General features: G+C 61.4%; 10 protein-coding genes. All 10 read left to right on the top strand.

Annotation, left to right across the window (positions count from 1 at the left end):
* The first annotated feature begins 116 nt into the window (after positions 1 to 116).
* A complete protein-coding gene (locus GM79_RS18925; protein ID WP_035567078.1) occupies positions 117 to 3,287 on the top strand; it encodes a SusC/RagA family TonB-linked outer membrane protein in 3,171 nt (1,056 codons plus the stop codon).
* A 62-nt stretch (positions 3,288 to 3,349) separates the two neighbouring features.
* The gene (locus GM79_RS18920) at positions 3,350 to 4,873 is read left to right on the top strand and encodes a RagB/SusD family nutrient uptake outer membrane protein (protein ID WP_035567077.1); all 1,524 of its coding nucleotides are present in this window, start codon (positions 3,350 to 3,352) and stop codon (positions 4,871 to 4,873) included.
* Positions 4,874 to 4,969: 96 nt separating this feature from the next.
* Positions 4,970 to 6,049, top strand: a complete 1,080-nt coding sequence (locus GM79_RS18915; RefSeq protein ID WP_235184113.1) for a family 43 glycosylhydrolase — start codon at positions 4,970 to 4,972, stop codon at positions 6,047 to 6,049.
* Positions 6,050 to 6,089: 40 nt separating this feature from the next.
* A complete protein-coding gene (locus tag GM79_RS23925; protein WP_072008665.1) occupies positions 6,090 to 7,835 on the top strand; it encodes a family 43 glycosylhydrolase in 1,746 nt (581 codons plus the stop codon).
* Positions 7,836 to 7,883: 48 nt separating this feature from the next.
* Positions 7,884 to 9,089, top strand: coding sequence for an aldose epimerase family protein (locus tag GM79_RS18905; RefSeq protein WP_081867876.1), 1,206 nt, complete (start codon positions 7,884 to 7,886; stop codon positions 9,087 to 9,089).
* A gap of 109 nt (positions 9,090 to 9,198) precedes the next feature.
* Positions 9,199 to 10,935, top strand: coding sequence for a ribulokinase (locus GM79_RS18900; protein WP_035567074.1), 1,737 nt, complete (start codon positions 9,199 to 9,201; stop codon positions 10,933 to 10,935).
* Positions 10,936 to 11,068: 133 nt separating this feature from the next.
* The gene (locus GM79_RS18895; protein ID WP_035567072.1) at positions 11,069 to 11,767 is read left to right on the top strand and encodes an L-ribulose-5-phosphate 4-epimerase; all 699 of its coding nucleotides are present in this window, start codon (positions 11,069 to 11,071) and stop codon (positions 11,765 to 11,767) included.
* Positions 11,768 to 11,887: 120 nt separating this feature from the next.
* The gene (araA, locus tag GM79_RS18890) at positions 11,888 to 13,375 is read left to right on the top strand and encodes an L-arabinose isomerase (RefSeq protein ID WP_035567070.1); all 1,488 of its coding nucleotides are present in this window, start codon (positions 11,888 to 11,890) and stop codon (positions 13,373 to 13,375) included.
* Between the two features lie 190 nt (positions 13,376 to 13,565).
* Positions 13,566 to 15,266, top strand: a complete 1,701-nt coding sequence (locus tag GM79_RS18885; protein ID WP_035567068.1) for a sodium:solute symporter family transporter — start codon at positions 13,566 to 13,568, stop codon at positions 15,264 to 15,266.
* A gap of 222 nt (positions 15,267 to 15,488) precedes the next feature.
* Positions 15,489 to 16,583: IS4 family transposase (locus GM79_RS18880; protein WP_035562703.1), on the top strand; the 1,095-nt coding region annotated here is incomplete at its 3' end.

The following is a 16,583-nucleotide window of genomic DNA, read 5'->3' as shown; positions in this document are numbered from 1 at the left end:
AAACCGCAGTAGTGCGGCCTCCTAGCTTTCTTTCCCCAGTGTAACGGAGCACCCTTTTTTTGGAGCTTTTTACACAATCGATTGTGTTTGTTCTCACCAATTCCCACACTGTTATTATGAAAAAGTCAGTACCCAAAATGCAGGGGTTAGCGGTACCCGCCTTGCTCGGGAGCTTGCTGCTGCTGCCCCTGGCGGGCCAGGCAGCGGTTGCTGCCCCCGGTAAGCTGGCGGTGGCCATGCTGCAGGCCGCCGATGGCCCCATCACCGGCCGCATTACCGACGAGAAGGGCGTCGGGATTCCGGGCGTAACCGTATTGGTTAAAGGCACCACCAACGGTACCCAGACCGACGTGGACGGCCGCTACAGCATCACAGCGCCTGCCGATGCCACGCTGGTATTCTCCTTCGTGGGCTACACCTCGCAGGAGGTGGCGGTGGGCAGCCGCACGGCCGTCGATACGCAGCTGCGTGCCAATGTACAGGGCCTATCGGAAGTGGTGGTGGTGGGCTACCTGACGGAAAACCGTCAGAACGTGAGTAGCGCCGTTAGCAGCCTTGATGTATCGGAAGCAACCAAGGCGCCGGTAGCTACGGCTACCCAGGCCTTGCAGGGCCGGCTGCCGGGCGTGCAGGTAACCGGCGGCGGCTCGCCGGGGGCAGCGCCCATCGTGAACATCCGGGGCATCGGCACGTTGGGCAATGCCAGCAGCGGCCCGCTCTATGTTATCGACGGCTTGTGGACGGACAACATTCGCGACCTGAACCCGAACGATATTGAGAGCCTGACGGTGTTGAAAGACGCTTCTTCGACCGCCGTTTACGGCTCGCGGGGCGCCAACGGCGTGGTGCAGATTACGACCAAAAAGGGCCGGGCTGGTACGCCTTCCATCAGCTTCAACGGCTACCGGGGCGTGGAAAGCGTGTACAAGCGCTACAACCTGACCAACGCCAGCGAATGGGCCGACCGGGCCGTGGTGGCCTACGCCAATGCCGGCCTGAACCCCCTGAGCAACGGCCAAAACAGCCTGGCGGGCGCCGTGAAAGGAGCCGGTGGCGCCTTCAACCCCAACGTGGACACCGATTGGCAGGATGAGTTTTTCCAGAACGGCACGGTGGAGGATTACAACCTTTCGCTTTCGGGCGGCTCGGTGGGCGATAAAACGGCGACTAACTTCTTGGTTTCGGGCGGTTTCTTCCACCAGGAAGGCATTGTGAAAGGCCCGGACTTCAAGCGCTACAGCTTGCGGGTGAATTCCGGCTTGACGCGCGGCCGCTTCAAGCTGCAGGAAAACGTGCAGCTGACTCACATCAACTCGACGCTGCTCAACGGCGCCCCGTTCATCGACGTGCTGACCATCATTCCGAGCATTCCGGTGCTTGACCCCGCCAACGAAGGCGGTTTTGGTACGGGCTCGCCGGTGCTCAACACCTTTGCTACCAACCCTATTGGCGCACAGCAGCTGCTGCGCCGAACGCAGGCCGACAACCGCGTGGCGGGCAACATCAGCGCCGACTTCTCCATCTTCGACTTCCTGACCTACCGCCTGAACGTGGCCCTGGACGGGCATACTTACAGCAATGCCGACGCCCAGCAGTTGGGCATTCTGCGGCAAAATACCCGCATCAACACGTCGTCGCTGAACGAATTTCTGGGCTACGACGTGTTTTTGATGGCCGAAAACACCCTGAATTTCAACAAGCAGTTCGGCGACCACAGCATCAACGCCGTGGGCGGCTACTCGGAGCAGTCTTTCTGCGTTCATAATATTCAGGCTGGTGCTCAGGGGTTTGTGCCCTCGCCGCAATACTACTTTGAGCTGAGCGCCGGCCCGGAGCGGGGTATTGTGCAGGGTTCGTCGTTTGTGCAAACCAAACGGTCATTCTTTGCCCAGGCCACTTACGACTACAAAAACCGCTACCTGCTGTCGGTGAGCGGCCGGCGCGATGGCTCGTCGCGTTTCATTCCGGAAAACCGCTGGGGCAACTTTGGCGCGGCTTCCGTGGGCTGGCGCATCAGCGAGGAAGATTTCTTCAAGAATGCGGTGCCCAGCGTGAACAACCTGAAGCTGCGGGCCAGCTACGGCACCAACGGTAACGACGCCTTGAACGGCATATACGGTGGCAGCTACCTGCCTTATCCCATTGTGGGGCAAAATGTTAACTACGTCATTGGTACGGGCCAAACCATCGTTAACGGCGCTTCGCAGCTGGCCTTGCCCAGCCCGGACATTCAGTGGGAAGAGCGGTATACCAGCAACATTGGTCTGGATATGAGCCTGCTGAATAACCGATTGACCTTATCGACAGACTACTACGTGTCGGAAACTCGCAAGGCCCTGGCGCCGGTGCAGGTACTCACCTATCTGGGCCACTTCGGCCAAGAGTTGTTCCAGAACGCGGGCAACATCGAAAACCGGGGTTTTGAGCTGGCCCTGGGTTACCACGAAACCAAGCGGGACTTCACCTACGGTGCCGATTTCACGCTGACCACGGTGAAGAATGAAATCACGGCGGTGCCGGTAGAGGGCCAGACGTTTGGCGGCGGCGAGGGCGTGACCCGCTCGCAGCTCGGCACGTCGCTGGGCGAGTTTTTCCTGATTCCGTTCTCCGGCATCTTCCAGTCGGCCGATGAGGTAACGAACTACCGCAGCTCCAACGGCACGGTCATTCAGCCCTTTGCCTCGGCCGGCGATGTGCGCTACACCGACGTGAACGACGACGGCAAGATTGACAACGCTGACCGGGTGTTTGCCGGCAAATCCCTCCCGAACCTGCTCATGGGCCTGAACCTGAACGCGGCCTACAAAGGCTTCGACCTATCGGTGTTCTTCAACTCGGTGCACGGCAACAAGATTTACAACCAGGCCCGCCGCGACTTGGAGAGCTACAACGGCCCGAACAACTACAACGCGGACGTAACGCCCTGGAGCGTGAATAACCCCTCCACCACCACGCCGCGTCTGCTGCAGGGCGGCGGCATCGGTAACCTGGGCCTGGCCGCAGCCTCGAACGCGCAGTTCAACACCACGCGCTGGCTGGAAGACGGCTCGTACATCCGCCTGCGCAACATTCAGCTGGGCTACACCTTGCCCAAAATTCTCACTAACCGCTTCACGAACCAGGGCAGCGTGCGGGTGTATGTGACCGGCCGCAACGTATTCACCAGCACCGATTACACGGGCTTCGACCCGGAGATTACCGGCACCGGCTTCTACAGCCGCGGCGTCGACGTGAGCTCCTACCCCAACGTGCGCAGCTTCACCGGAGGCCTGCAGGTAAACTTCTAAATCAGGGACGGGCGGCCGACGCGCGTTGGCCGCCGCCACTCAACCCGTATTCGCTCATTGATATGAAACTTAACAAGATAGCGACCCTGCTTTTAGGGGGAACCCTGTTGCTGGCCGCCACGGCCTGCGAAAAGGACTTGCTGGAACAGCCCAACCCGAACGCGCCCACCACGGACCAGTTCTGGAAAACCCAGGACGACGCCATCAAGGGCGTTTTTGCCAGCTACTCGGGCTTGCAGCAGTTTGCCTGCTACTACCGCAGCTGGCACTTCATGGCCCACCGCTCCGACGAGTCGTACAGCCAAAGCCCGTTTGTGGAGCTGGCCAACTTCACGCGCTTCATCACGCCCGACAACAACTTCTTCATTTCCTCTTTTGCCTGGAATGACTACTACCGCACCATTTACCGCACCAACCAGGTAATTACCCGCGTGCCCGCCATCGACATGAATGCCGCGCTGCGCAGCCGGCTCATTGCCGAAGCGCGGTTTGTTCGGGCGCTGTCGTATTTCGATTTGGTGTACTTCTTCGGCAACGTGCCTTTGCTCACGATAGAGCCCGTGGTAACCACCCGTGCCCCGCAGGGCACTATTGCCGAAGGTGAAGCGCTGATTATTGCCGATTTGCAGGCCGCCATTCCGGATTTGCCGCTGGCCTCGGTCTACGGCGCCGCCGACAAGGGCCGCGCCAGCAAGGGCTCGGCCCAGGCCCTGCTGGCCAAGGTGTATATGCAGCAAGGCAAGTACAGCGAGGCGTCAGCAATATTCAACGAGATAATAGCTTCAAATCAATACAGTCTCGTTCCTAACTACCTGGACAACTTCACGGCCACCAACGAAAACAATTCCGAGTCGGTGTTTGAAGTGCAATTCACCGGCGCGGTGCTGGAAGTAGGGCAGGGCCAGGATAATGCCTCGGCCTCGGAAAGCCATGACCGGCCCAACTTCTTCGGCCCTCCCGGACCCACGTTTGCCGACGTGCAGCCCCGCCGCTGGCTGCTGGATGCGTACAACGAGTTCACGGTGAGCAACCCCACCCGCATAGACCCACGTCGCGACATCAGCATCATTCACGTCGGCAACCCGGACATGTTCTACGGCCGCACCTTCGCCCAGTGGGGCTGGAACCCCAACCAGCAGTACTGGCGCAAGTACCTGAACGACCGCACCCGCACGGATGAAAACTTTACTTCCGGCATCAACCACCGCGTCATTCGCTACGCCGACGTGCTGCTGATGCAGGCCGAAGCCCTCACCGAGCTGAACCGCACCGCCGAGGCCGTGCCGCTGATAAATCTGGTGCGTCAGCGCCCTTCGGTAGACCTGGCGCCCCTCACGGGTACCTTCACGCAGGAGGCATTGCGCCAGCGCATTCGCAGCGAGCGGGCCAAGGAGCTCTCCGGCGAAGGCACCCGCTGGTTCGACATCCTGCGTTGGGGCCTGATGGACACCCCGGCCGGCATTGCCGAGCTCACGACCCGCGACTCGGACTTTACCAACTTCCGCCTCGGCGTGTCGAAGCTGCTGCCCATTCCGCAGCGCGACCTCGACATTGACCCGAACCTGAAACAAAACCCCGGATACTAAGCTGAAAAAGTGGTGAGCAGATGGCCGTCCTGGGCTGCAACCCAGGGCGGCTGTTCTGTCCCGCCAGGCACGATTCAGTCGATAAATATTACGTTGATGATGCTTTCTCTCCCCTCTTATATTCGCCGGCCGCTGCTTGCGATGCTGCTGGCAGGAAGTTTTGGGTGCGACAAAAAAAGCACGCCGGCCCCACCCGTGGCGTCGCCGCCGCCGGTGGTGGTCAGCGCTACGTTTCAAAACCCGCTGCTACCCGGCGGCCCCGACCCGTTCGTGGCCCAAAAGGACGGCTTCTACTATTACATGCACACGCTGAACAACCAGCTGCGCATCTGGAAAACAAGGAACATGTCGGGCCTGGCGCAGGCGCCCAGCACCGTGGTCTGGACGCCGCCCGCCAACGGCGCGGCCTCGGGTAACCTGTGGGCCCCGGAGCTGTTTTTTTTGGACGGCAAATGGTACATCTATTATACCGCCGGCCCTAACGGTACCAACCTGGGCCTGCAGCGTACCTGGGTGCTGGAAAATGCCAGCGCCGACCCCACCACTGGCACCTGGGTCGACAAGGGTCGGATTTACAACCCCACCGCCGACTATTGGGCCATCGACGGAACGGTGCTGGAGCAGAACGGCAACCGCTACTTCCTCTGGTCCGGCCACGACGGCCTGAACAGCATTCAGCGCATCTACATCTCGCAGATGAGCAACCCCTGGACCCTGACCGGCCCGCGCGTGGAGCTCACCAGCCCGCAGTACGCCTGGGAAAACGTGGGCCCGCCCTACGTGAACGAAGGCCCGGAAATCATCAAGCACGACAACAAGACCTTTCTGGTGTACTCGGCCAGCTTCTGCGGCTCCGACAGCTACGCCCTGGGCTTGCTCACGGCCGCTGGCACGGCCGACCCGCTGCTGCCGGGCTCCTGGACGAAGTCGGCCCAGCCTGTGTTCTCGCAGAACCCCGCTGCCCGCGCCTACGCCACCGGCCACAACTCCTTCTTCAAGTCGAAGGACGGCACGGGGGACTGGATTATTTACCACGCCAACTCTAACCCCGGCGAGGGCTGCGTGGAGCGGCGCAACCCGCGCATGCAAAAGTTTACCTGGAACGCCGACGGCAGCCCCAATTTCGGCGTGCCGGTTCCCATCAACACCGACATCACGAAGCCTTCGGGCGAGTAGTTTTCTTTCCTCCGATTCCTTTCCCAAACCCACCTACCTCATGCGCAGCACTTCCCGGTTTACCAGCGAATTTCCTCTGTGGCGCCAACTGCTGCGGCGTAGCCTAAGCGGGTTGCTGCTGCTGCTGGCCATCACCTGGGCGGCTCCACAAGCCCAGGCGCTGCAAGGCGCTTTCGGCTCCCACGACCCGTCGACCATCGTGAAAGACGGCGATAAATACTGGGTTTTTACCACCGGCCAGGGCATCTACGGCATGTATTCGACCGACTTGGTGAACTGGACGCCGGGCCCGCGACCCGTGTTTCCGAACAACACGTTCCCCAGTTGGATAACGGCCAAGGTGCCGGGGTTTGCCGGGATTTTCTGGGCGCCCGAATGCGTGTTCATGAATGGGAAGTACCACCTGTACTACTCCTGTTCCACGTTTGGGTCCAGGGTATCGGCCATCGGTTTGGTCACCAACGTCACCCTCGACCCCGCCAGCCCGAGCTACAACTGGGTAGACCAGGGCGAAGTAGTTTCCAGTAACAACGGCAGCGCCGCCAACGCCATCGACCCCGGTATTTTCCGGGATGCCAGCAACAACCTGTGGATGACCTACGGCTCGTTTTTCGGCGGCATTCGCAACGTGCAGCTCGATGCGGGCACGGGTAAAATTCTGGCCGGCGCCACCCAATACGCTGTGGCCAACGGCGGCGTGGAAGCTGCCTACGTGAAGCAAAACGGCGCGTACTATTACCTGTTCATCAACCGTGGCGCCTGCTGCCAGGGCGCGGCCAGTACCTACTACATTCAGGTGGGTCGCTCCCTGTCGCCCAGCGGCCCGTTTCTGGACAAGAGCGGCGCCGACCTGAACAACAACGGCGGCACCACGCTGCTCAGCGCATCGGGCCGCTACCGCGGGCCGGGCCACACCGGCATCTTTGAGGAAAACGGCACCGCCTATTTCACGCACCACTATTACGATTCGTACGACCGGGGCAACCCCAAGCTGGGCATCGGCAAGCTGACCTGGGACGCGGCGGGCTGGCCCGAAGTAACCCGCGACTGGTTGGCGCCGGCCGCTACGCCCGGCGCGGCCGTGCGCTACACCGTGGCCACCGCGCCGGGAACGGCCGGCCTGGTGTGGCAGGCGCGCGACTGCACGGGCACGGCGGGCACGGCCATTGAGCAGGCCGCCCGCACGGGCAGTACCTGCCAGCAGTGGGATTTCACGGCACTGGGCAACGGCGACTACAAAATCACGAGCGCCGTGGGCGGCCAGGCCGTTGGCGTGGCCAGCTGCTCCGATGCCAACGGCGCGCTATTGCAGCTGGGATCCTACAGCGGGCAGGAGTGCGAGCAGTTTCACATCGACCGGGCCAGCGATGGCAGCCTGGTATTCTCATCGCTGAATGGCAACCGCGCGGTGGAAGTGCCCTTCGCCTCGGCCAACCCCGGCGTGCAGCTGGGCTTGTTCGACTACAACGGCTGCGCCTGCCAGCGCTGGAACCTGACGCCGGCCGCTGCGCCGCTGGCCACGGCGGCCCGCACGGCGCTCACCGGCATTAGCATTTACCCCATTCCTGCCTCGGGCGGCACCTTCACGCTGGACCTGAGCGGCCGCAAAGTGGCGGGGGCGATAACTGTGGAAGTGCTCGACCTGCAGGGCCGCGTGGTATACCGCCGGGTGGTGGCCAACCCGCAGGCCACGGTAGCGGTGGAAGCGGGCCTGTTGCCGGGCCTGTTTCTGGTGCAGGTGCGCCAGGGCGCGGGGCTGTTCACCCAAAAACTGACGGTGCTGTAGCATTTTCGTGCGCAAGGCGCCTTTGTCCTTTCTTAAACACACTTTTCGATGATGAACTACTTCCGTTGCGTGCGTTTGGCCGTACCCACTGCCAGCCTGCTGTTGCTGGCCGCCTGCGGGGCTGATAAAACCGCAGACCAAGCCACGACCGGGGCCGGCACGTCTGCCGCGGCCGATTCTACCCAAACGAACGCCGCCATGCCTACCTCCGCGCCTTTTGGCAAAACCAACGCTGGCACCGAAGTTCAGCTTTTCACGCTCCGCAACGCCAACGGCGTGACGGCCAGCATCACCAATTTCGGGGGCACTCTCACCAGCCTCATGGTGCCGGACAAGGACGGCAAGCTGGGCGACGTGATTTTGGGTTTTGACAACGTGAGCGGCTACCAGAGCCCCGAGTTCTTGAAGTCAGGCCCGTACTTCGGGGCGCTGATTGGGCGCTACGGCAATCGTATCAAAGGTGGCAAATTCACGCTTGATGGCAAGGAGTACACGCTGGCCAAAAACAACGGCCCGAACACCCTGCACGGCGGCAAAGTCGGCTTCGACAAAGTGGTGTGGCAGGCCGAGCCCGGCACCTCGGCCGACGGCCAAAGCCTGACGCTGACTTATCTGAGCAAGGACGGTGAGGAAGGCTACCCCGGCAACCTGAGCGTGACCGTGGTATACACCCTCACCGCCGACAACGCCCTGAAAATTAACTACACCGCCACTACCGACAAGGCCACGCCCCTCAACCTCACCAACCACGCCTACTTCAACCTGAACCACGGCGCCGGCAAGGACATTCTGGCCCACGAGGTAACCATCCCCGCCAACCGCTACACCGTGGTGGACGACGGCCTGATTCCGACCGGCGAGCTGCGCCCCGTGAAGGGCACGCCCTTCGACTTTACCACGCCCCATGCCATCGGCGAGCGCATTGCGCAGGTGCCCGGCGGCTACGACCACAACTGGGCGTTGAACAACGCCGCCCCCAAGCTGCACGCCGCCGCCACCGTGTACGAGCCCACCACGGGCCGCACCCTGGAAGTGACTACCGACGAGCCCGGCATTCAGTTCTACACCGGCAACTTCCTCGATGGCACCCTGACGGGCAAAGGCGGTACAGTGTACGGCAAAAACGCCGGCTTCTGCCTCGAAACCCAGCATTTCCCCGACTCGCCCAACCAGCCGGCTTTCCCTAGCACCGTGCTGAAGCCGGGCGACACCTACCACTCCGTGAGCGTCTACAAGTTTGGCGTGCGGAAGTAACCCCAGTGAAGAGTGAGGAACGAAGGGCCGGGAGCCAGTGGTGGGAACCTTAGTCCGGTCCTTCGTCCTCACTTCTTCACATTTTATTATTCAATAGTTTATCCTGACTGTGGAAACTCAAGCCGCTACTCCTGCTTACGTCATCGGCGTTGACTACGGCACCGACTCCGTGCGCGCCGTGCTCGTGGATGCCCGCACCGGCGCCGAAACGGCCCAGGCCGTGCACCACTACGCCCGCTGGAAAACCATGCAATACTGCAACCCCGCCCGCAACCAGTTCCGCCAGCACCCGCTCGACCACATCGAGGGCCTGGAGGCCGTGGTGCGCCGCGTAGCCCAGCAGGTGCCCGCCGGGCAGGTAGTGGGCCTGGCCGTGGACACCACCGGCTCCACGCCCGGCGCCGTGAACGAGCAGGGCGTGGCCTTGGCCCTCACGCCCGGCTTCGAGGACAACCCCAACGCCATGTTCGTGCTCTGGAAAGACCACACGGCCCTGGACGAAGCGGCTGAAATCAACCACAAAGCCCGCACCTGGGGCGGCGAGGACTACACCAAGTTTGAAGGCGGCATTTACTCCTCGGAGTGGTTTTGGGCGAAAATCATGCACGTGGTGCGCGAAGACGCCGCCGTGGCCCAGGCAGCTCATTCCTGGATGGAGCACTGCGACTGGCTGACCCTGATGCTGACTGGGGGCGACCTGGCCAGCTTCCGGCGCAGCCGCTGCGCTGCCGGCCACAAAGCCATGTGGCACGAGAGCTGGGGCGGCCTGCCCCCGGAGGAGTTTCTCACCCACCTCGAACCAAAACTGGCCGGTTTACGCAATCGATTATTCGACCAGACCTACACCGCCGACGAAGTGGCCGGCCACCTCTCCGAAGAGTGGGCGCAGCGCCTGGGCCTGACCACCGCCACGGTAGTAGCCGTGGGCTCGTTTGATGCCCACGCCGGCGCCGTGGCTGGCGAAATCGAAGCGTATTCGATGGTGAAGGTGATGGGTACCAGCACTTGCGACATTGTGGTGGCGCCCACCGCCGAAGTGGGCAGCCACCTCGTGGCCGGTATCTGCGGGCAGGTCGATGGCTCGGTGATTCCGGGCATGCTGGGCCTGGAGGCCGGGCAGTCGGCCTTTGGCGACTTGCTGGCCTGGTTCCGCCAGATGCTGGAGTGGCCCCTGCAAAACGTGCTTTCCAATTCGAAAGTGCTGACGCCGGAGCTGCAGGCCGCCCTGCGCGAGGAAATGAGCGACTCGCTCTTGGTGCAGCTCAGCGAAGCCGCCGCGGCCGTGGACCCCGCCGAATCGCAGGTGCTGGCCCTGGACTGGGTGAACGGCCGCCGCACCCCCGACGCCAACCAGGCCCTGAAAGGCGCCCTGATGAATCTGACCATGGGCACCAGCGCCCCCCAGATTTTCCGGGCCCTGGTGGAGGCCATCTGCTACGGCTCGAAGCAGATTGTGGAGCGGTTTGAGCAGGAAGGCATTCCAATTAAGCAAGTCATCGGCATTGGGGGCGTGGCCAAGAAGTCGCGCTTCGTGATGCAGACCCTGGCCGACGTGCTGAACCGGCCCATCAAAATCGCGGTGTCGGAGCAGGCGCCCGCGCTGGGCTCGGCCATGTACGCCGCAGTGGCCGCCGGCATCTACGCCGACGTGCTCACCGCCCAGAAAGCCATGGGCAGCGGCTTTGCTGAATCCTACGAGCCCAACCCCGCCCGCGTGGCCGACTACCAAGCCCGCTACGAGCAGTACCAGGCCTTCGGGCAGTTTGTGGAAAAGGCCACGCTGGGGGAGGAGGACAGCTCAACAGAGCGTCATGTGGAGTCTGCCGAAGCATATTTACCGCACTGAAATAAACCGTCATGCCGAGCGCAGCCGAGGCATCTCGCGTGTGGCAGTAATCCTTTTGACCAGCGCACCAGCGACAGCGAGCGAGATGCCTCGGCTGCGCTCGGCATGACGGTTTGAAAACAGAATCAAAGCAATGAGCCAATACCAGGACTTGAAACAGGCGTGCTACGACGCCAACATGCAGCTGCCCAAGCTCGGGCTGGTGCTCTTCACCTTCGGCAACGCCAGCGTGGTGGACCGGGAGCGGAGCGTGTTCGCCATCAAGCCCAGCGGCGTGCCTTACGAGGTGCTGCAAGTGGAGGATATTGTCATCCTCGACTTTGCCAACCACGTGTTGGAAGGGGAGAAGCGGCCGTCGTCGGACACCAAAACCCACGCCGTGCTCTACAGCCACTGGGACCACATTGGCGGCATTGTGCACACGCACAGCACCTACGCCACCGCCTGGGCCCAGGCGCAGCTCGACATCCCCATTCTGGGCACCACCCACGCCGACCACCTCACCGCCGACGTGCCCTGCGCCCCGCCCATGGACGACGCCATGATAGCCGGCGACTACGAGCACCAGACCGGCTGGCAAATCCTCAACGAGTTTCAGCGCCGCGGCCTTTCGCCCACGGAAGTGGAAATGGTGCTGCTGGCCAACCACGCCCCCTTCACCTGGGGCAAAACCGTGGAAAAAGCCGTGTACAACAGCGCCGTGCTCGAAGAAATAGCCCGCATGGCCTACCTCAGCTGCACGCTGCGCCCGGCCGTGCCGCGCCTAAAGGACGCCCTCATTCGCAAGCACTACGAGCGCAAGCACGGCGCGAATTCCTACTACGGGCAGTAGTAGCGCGGACTTTTAGTCCGCGACTTCCTGCTCACAACCTGTCACTCGCGGACTGAAAGTCTGCGCTACATTTAGATTAACGATTGTGTAAGCTTCGGCTTTCCTTAACTCACTCCATCCATGATTGATATTTCGCACTACGAAGCCTGGTTCATCACCGGCACCCAGCATCTATACGGCCCCGAAACGCTGGAGGAAGTGGCTCGTCACTCCCAGGAAATCGCCAAGGAGCTGGGGACTAAACTGCCCATCAAAATAGTCTACAAGCCCATTCTGAAAACCCCGCAGGAGATTTTCAAGCTCATGCAGGAGGCCAACACCACCGAAAACTGCGTGGGCCTGATTGCCTGGATGCACACGTTTTCCCCCGCCAAGATGTGGATAAACGGGCTGAAAATTCTGCAAAAGCCGCTGGCCCACCTGCACACGCAGTTCAACCGCGACATTCCGTGGGCCGATATCGACATGGACTTCATGAATACTAACCAATCGGCGCACGGCGACCGGGAGTTTGGCTTCATCGGCACGCGCATGCGCCTGCGCCGCAAGGTGGTGGTGGGCCACTGGCAGAGCGCAGTCGTGCACAACAGCCTGAGCATCTGGAGCCGCGTGGCCTGCGCCTGGGCCGACTGGCAGAGCGCCAAATTCATCCGTTTCGGCGACAACATGCGCTACGTGGCCGTGACCGAGGGCGACAAAGTAGAGGCCGAAATCAAGTTTGGCTACGAGGTGAACACCTACGGCGTGGGGGACTTGGTGGCCGTAATCGACGCCGTGAGCGACGAGCAGGTGAACGCGCTGCTGGCCACCTACGAGCAGGAATATGAGCTGGCCGACGACCTCAAGGACGGCGGCGCCCAGCGCGACAGTCTGCGCGAGGCCGCCCGCATTGAGGCCGGCATGCGCCAGTTCCTGCAGGACAAGGGCGCCAAGGGCTTCACCGACACCTTTGAGGACCTGCATGGCATGGCCCAACTGCCCGGCATTGCCACGCAGCGGCTGATGGCCGAGGGCTACGGCTTCGGCGGCGAGGGCGACTGGAAAACGGCCGCCCTGGTGCGCGCCATGAAGGTGATGGGCGCCGGCCTGCCCGGCGGCAACTCCTTTATGGAGGACTACACCTACCATTTTGAGCCCGGCAACGAGCAGGTGCTCGGCTCGCACATGCTGGAAATTTGCCCTAGCATTGCCGAAGGCAAGGTGAAGGTGCAGGTGCACCCATTGGGCATCGGCGGCAAGGCCGACCCGGCCCGCCTGGTGTTCAACTGCCCCGCCGGCCCGGCCCTGAACGCCACCATCGTGGACCTGGGCAACCGCTTCCGCCTGATTGTGAACGAGGTGGAAGCCGTGCTCCCGGCCCAGGACCTGCCCAAGCTGCCCGTGGCCCGCGTGCTCTGGAAAGTGCAGCCCGACCTGGCCACCGGCGCAGCCGCCTGGATACTGGCCGGCGGCGCCCACCACACCGGCTACAGCCAAAACCTGACCGCCGAATACCTGGAAGACTTCGCCGAAATAGCCGGCATCGAGTTCGTCATCATCGACGCCGGTACCAAGCTGCGGACGTTCAAAAACGAGCTGCGCTACAACGAAGTGGCTTTCCGGGGGTAACCTCACGTGGCACCTCACCCCCTAGCCCCCTCTCCAAAAAAGAGGGGGGACTAGTTTCTAGCTTTAGATTCTTTCTTTTTCTCTTTCGTAACCGGCCATTCTCTAGTTCTAAAAACTAGAAACTAGTCCCCCCTCTTTTTTGGAGAGGGGGCTAGGGGGTGAGGTGAACGTGAGGCCAACCCACCCCTGCATGCGCAATCAACTTACCACGCTTGACATCCTGGTTTTCCTGTTTTACCTGGTCGGCGTGTCGGCTTATGGCTACTACATCTACCAGAGCAAGAAAAAGGGCGAACAGAGTACCAAGGACTACTTTCTGGCCGAAGGTTCGCTGACGTGGTGGGCCATTGGCGCCTCCATGATTGCCTCCAACATCTCGGCCGAGCAGTTCATCGGCATGTCGGGTTCGGGCTTTAAGGTGGGCGTGGCGGTAGCGGCCTACGAGTGGGTGGCGGCCATTGTGCTCATCATCGTGGCCGTGTTCTTCATGCCGGTGTTTCTCAAAGAGAAAATCTTCACAATGCCGCAGTTTCTGGAGCAGCGCTACAACTCCACGCTGAGCCTGATAATGAGCATTTTCTGGCTCTTTCTCTACGTGCTGGTCAACCTCACGTCCATTCTGTACCTCGGCGCGCTGGCGCTGAGCAACCTGGTGGGCGGCGACAGCTTCCACGTTATCATCGTGCTGCTGGCTTTGTTCTCGCTGCTTATTTCCATTGGCGGGATGAAGGTGGTGGGCTACACCGACGTGGTGCAAGTGGTGGTGCTGGTCATCGGCGGCCTGGTGACGACCTACATTTCCCTTACGCTGGTGAGCGACAAGTTTGGCCTCGGTGGCGGCGCCATTTCGGGTTTCAATGCCCTGATTGACAACGCCGGCGACCATTTTCACATGATTTTTCCGAAGCCCACCGCCGCTACGCCGCAGGTGGAAATCGACAAGTATTTGTCTTTGCCCGGCATTGCCATGTACCTGGCCGGGCAGTGGATTGTGAACCTCAACTACTGGGGCTGCAACCAATACATCACCCAGCGCGCCCTGGGGGCCGATTTGCACACCGCCCGCACCGGCATCCTGTTTGCGGCCCTGCTCAAGCTGATGATGCCCGTGATTGTGATGCTGCCCGGCATTGCGGCCTACGTGCTCTACAAAAACGGCAGCCTGCAGGCCGAAATGTCGAGCACCGGCGCCTTCAATTCCGACAATGCCTACTCGGCCATTCTCACCTTCCTGCCCAACGGCCTGAAGGGCTTGAGCATGGCGGCCCTCACGGCGGCCATCGTGGCCTCGTTGGCCGGTAAGGTGAACTCCGTTTCCACCATTTTCACCCTCGATATTTATAAGCGCTACCTCAACCCCGCGGCTACCGAGAAAAAGCAGGTGTGGGTGGGCCGCCTCACCATTGTGGCGGCCATCATCGTCAGCATCGGCCTCACCTGGAAAGACGCGCTGGGCATTGGCGGCGAGGGCGGCTTCCAGTTCATTCAGAAGTACACGGGCTTTATCTCGCCCGGCATCCTGGCCATCTTCCTGCTGGGCATGTTCTGGAAGCGCACCACGGCTACGGCGGCCATTGTGGGCGTGCTGGCGGGCTTCGCCATGTCGGTGTTTTTCAACAACTACGCTCCGGCCGTGCTCGGCCCCGAAACGCTGCTCTACACGGCCTTCCGCAACAGCGCCGGCGCCTACGAAATCCCTTTCCTGATTTGCATGGGCCTCTCGTTTGCTATTACCATGCTGCTCATGGTGGCCATCAGCCTGGTGGGGCCCCGCATCAACCCCAAGGCCATTGCCCTGGAGCCCGGCCTGTTCCGCGTGAGCCGCCAGACCCTCACGCTCATCGTCATCATCCTGCTGCTCATCACGGCGCTCTACACTAAGTTCTGGTAATTCTGAACATTCAAAAATTGATAACTGAACGTCATGCTGAGCGCAGTCGAAGCATCGCTACCGCTTCGTCGGACGGCTTTAACGAAGCGGCAGCGATGCTTCGGCAAGCTCAGCATGACGTTCAGTTAACTTAAAATCCACTCTACCCTACTAAACTTTAGGGCATAAAAACGGGGCAGTCCGACCTTTGGGGTTCCTACACACCATTGTCCGTCCTGCCCCGTGAAGCCAAGCCTCATTGCCAAAATTACGACGCTTTTGCGTCGCGTCCAGCTAGTGCCCCATCTGTCCCGGCAAAAGTTTGTCAGCCAGTTTGTTATCGCCCTGCTCAAAAGCCGCAACGTCCAATTTTGCGAGGTAGCCCAGCACCTGAATGACGCGGTGAAAATCGCTTCGAATGAAACCCGCATTCAGGACTTTTTTCGGCAGGTGGACCTGAATTATCTGGTGCTGGCCCACCTGCTGCTGCGCTTGCTGCCCGCCACGGGCAAACTGCGCCTGTGCCTGGACCGCACCGAATGGGACTTCGGCCGCTGCCAGGTCAATATCCTGCTCGTGACCGTAGGCCGAGGCGACTTTCAACTGCCGCTCTATTGGGAACTGCTCGACAACCGCAGCGGGAACTCCAGTGCGGCCGACCGTATTGCCCTGCTCAAAATCTGCGTACAGGTGCTGGGCCGCGACCGCATCGGGCTGGTGGTGGGGGACCGGGAGTTTGTGGGCCATGTCTGGCTTAACTGGCTACGGAAGAATAAATTGCCTTTTGTAATGCGCCTGCCCAAGCACCACCAAATCACCTTTGCTAGTGGCCGACGGCAGGCCGTCACGGCCCTGGGCCTTGCCGTAGGGCAGCAGCGGCATTTTCTGCATTGCCAAGTGGCTGGGGTCTGGGGACAGGTCTGGGTCAAGCGGCTGGCCGACACGGAGTTTCTGTTTCTCTTCGCCGCGCCCGGCTTGCGCAACCTGGGCGGCCTCTACGCCAGCCGCTGGACGATTGAGCAGTGCTTTCAGAACCTGAAAGGACGCGGCTTTAACCTGGAAGCCACCCACTTATGCTGCCACCAGAAGCTGCGCAAGCTCGTGGCTCTGGTCAGCCTGGCCTACGCGCTATGTCTGGGCGTGGGCACGATGGCCCACGGCAAAATCAAGGCCATTCCACGCAAAAATCACGGCTGCCGGGCCACAAGCCTGAGCCGCTACGGACTGAATCTGTTGCGCCAGCTCACGCGGCCCCACGCCCAGCCACAAGAGCCGGTGGCCCGTAAAATCATGGCCCTGCTAGACTGGTTTATTCGGCAACTTACTTATTATCAAATC

Source organism: Hymenobacter sp. IS2118 (genome assembly GCF_000715495.1).
GTDB lineage: Bacteria > Bacteroidota > Bacteroidia > Cytophagales > Hymenobacteraceae > Hymenobacter.
The sequence above is the reverse complement of the archived record's forward strand: the minus strand, read 5'-3'. Positions and strand labels throughout refer to the sequence as shown.

Excerpts from the sequence above, each read along its gene's own strand:
- GM79_RS18925 (WP_035567078.1), top strand. The coding sequence starts at position 117 with ATGAAAAAGTCAGTACCCAAAATGCAGGGGTTAGCGGTACCCGCCTTG.
- GM79_RS18920 (WP_035567077.1), top strand. The coding sequence starts at position 3,350 with ATGAAACTTAACAAGATAGCGACCCTGCTTTTAGGGGGAACCCTGTTG.
- GM79_RS18915 (WP_235184113.1), top strand. The coding sequence starts at position 4,970 with ATGATGCTTTCTCTCCCCTCTTATATTCGCCGGCCGCTGCTTGCGATG.
- GM79_RS23925 (WP_072008665.1), top strand. The coding sequence starts at position 6,090 with ATGCGCAGCACTTCCCGGTTTACCAGCGAATTTCCTCTGTGGCGCCAA.
- GM79_RS18905 (WP_081867876.1), top strand. The coding sequence starts at position 7,884 with ATGATGAACTACTTCCGTTGCGTGCGTTTGGCCGTACCCACTGCCAGC.
- GM79_RS18895 (WP_035567072.1), top strand. The coding sequence starts at position 11,069 with ATGAGCCAATACCAGGACTTGAAACAGGCGTGCTACGACGCCAACATG.
- araA (WP_035567070.1), top strand. The coding sequence starts at position 11,888 with ATGATTGATATTTCGCACTACGAAGCCTGGTTCATCACCGGCACCCAG.
- GM79_RS18885 (WP_035567068.1), top strand. The coding sequence starts at position 13,566 with ATGCGCAATCAACTTACCACGCTTGACATCCTGGTTTTCCTGTTTTAC.